Here is a 1167-nt window from a genome sequence, read left to right on the forward strand (position 1 = left end):
GGTTGTCGCCTACAGGTTTCCAGGAACGAGATGTAGCTCATGGAAAGATCTGTTCTGAACGCGAGTTCCTCCTGCGAGAGGTTCGCGGCCTTACGTCTCTCGCGGAGAACCCGCGCGTAAGCCGCTATCAAGGCTTGGTTTTTCCGTTCCATCCCAACTCTGTCGGGGAACGGAGAAAATATCTCTAATGACTATAGTAACAATTTACTATAGTCATAGCGGAAACGAGGGATTTCAGGCAGATGATGCGCAGCGAACTTGTCGGGAGCGTCATCATTCAGGCACGGCAACTGAGGCCGTCTCCAGCAGGGTGAGGCCATATGGGGGCAAGACTGCATACGGTTGCGCTGACAGGGTTCAAAGGCGGTGTCGGTCGTACAACCGGTGCTGCCGCGCTCGCTCATGGGCTGGCTGCAATTGGGCATAGTGTTGCGCTGATCGACGCCGGTCACGCTGTGCCTTTGCAAGAAGACGTGGTGTCGAAGGTCCGGGGGTCGCGGGTCTTCGCCAGACGAGAGCCTTCTTCAAAGGTGGGCAACGATGCTGGCGCGCGACTACGAGTCTGGCTCTCGAATTCAGTACATTCGCACATCAACAGCCGCATATCTGGCAACCGTGCTCGAACAATTGTGGCGAGAGGCGTGGCAATTTGCCGTCGTTGATACACCTGCCCACCCGACCGCTTCGGTATTTGAAGCAACGCGTCAATCATCGCTATTGCTTGTCCCAGCTCGGGACCCAGCAAACGCAGGCGCGCTCAGCAGGGACCTGCCCGACGAATTCTTGGATGGTTATCACACGTTGCGCTGCGTCGTGGCGGGCTCAAGCAATCCCACTTTGGTTCGCCAGGCGTTTGCGCCACTGCCTGTGCTGGAAGCGGAAGTACCATTCCAACCCGAGCTTTGCGACTCGGTGATATCGTCGGGTACTGCGGGACCCGCACCAATATCAAAAGAAAATTGGCATATTGGCTGTTTGAGCTTTGCACGCGAAGTTGCCGAGCTTGCAGAGCGTACAGATGCATGTCCTGCCAAGCCCAATCTCGGACTGATAGGGACATGAATGGCACTCGTGCTCATTTGCTATTAGTTCGCGGCACGGTCACGACCGCCAGAGATAAGATGCAGTCTGTCCGGGTAGATCGGCAAACCGGCTACGGACGGATCA

General features: G+C 56.3%; 2 protein-coding genes. One reads left to right on the forward strand and one right to left on the reverse strand.

The window, feature by feature from the left end; translation table 11 throughout:
- Window positions 1-152: helix-turn-helix domain-containing protein (locus H7847_RS26570; RefSeq protein WP_227272736.1), on the reverse strand; the 152-nt coding region annotated here is incomplete at its 3' end.
- Between the two features lie 168 nt (window positions 153-320).
- On the opposite strand from H7847_RS26570, the gene H7847_RS27340 reads away from it, so the two are divergent.
- Window positions 321-662: a nucleotide-binding protein gene (locus tag H7847_RS27340; protein ID WP_227272734.1), complete on the forward strand. Its 342-nt coding sequence runs from the start codon at window positions 321-323 to the stop codon at window positions 660-662.
- Window positions 663-1167: the final 505 nt, after the last annotated feature.

It is taken from the genome of Roseobacter weihaiensis (assembly GCF_020622345.1).
GTDB classification, from domain to species: Bacteria; Pseudomonadota; Alphaproteobacteria; order Rhodobacterales; family Rhodobacteraceae; genus Roseobacter; species Roseobacter weihaiensis.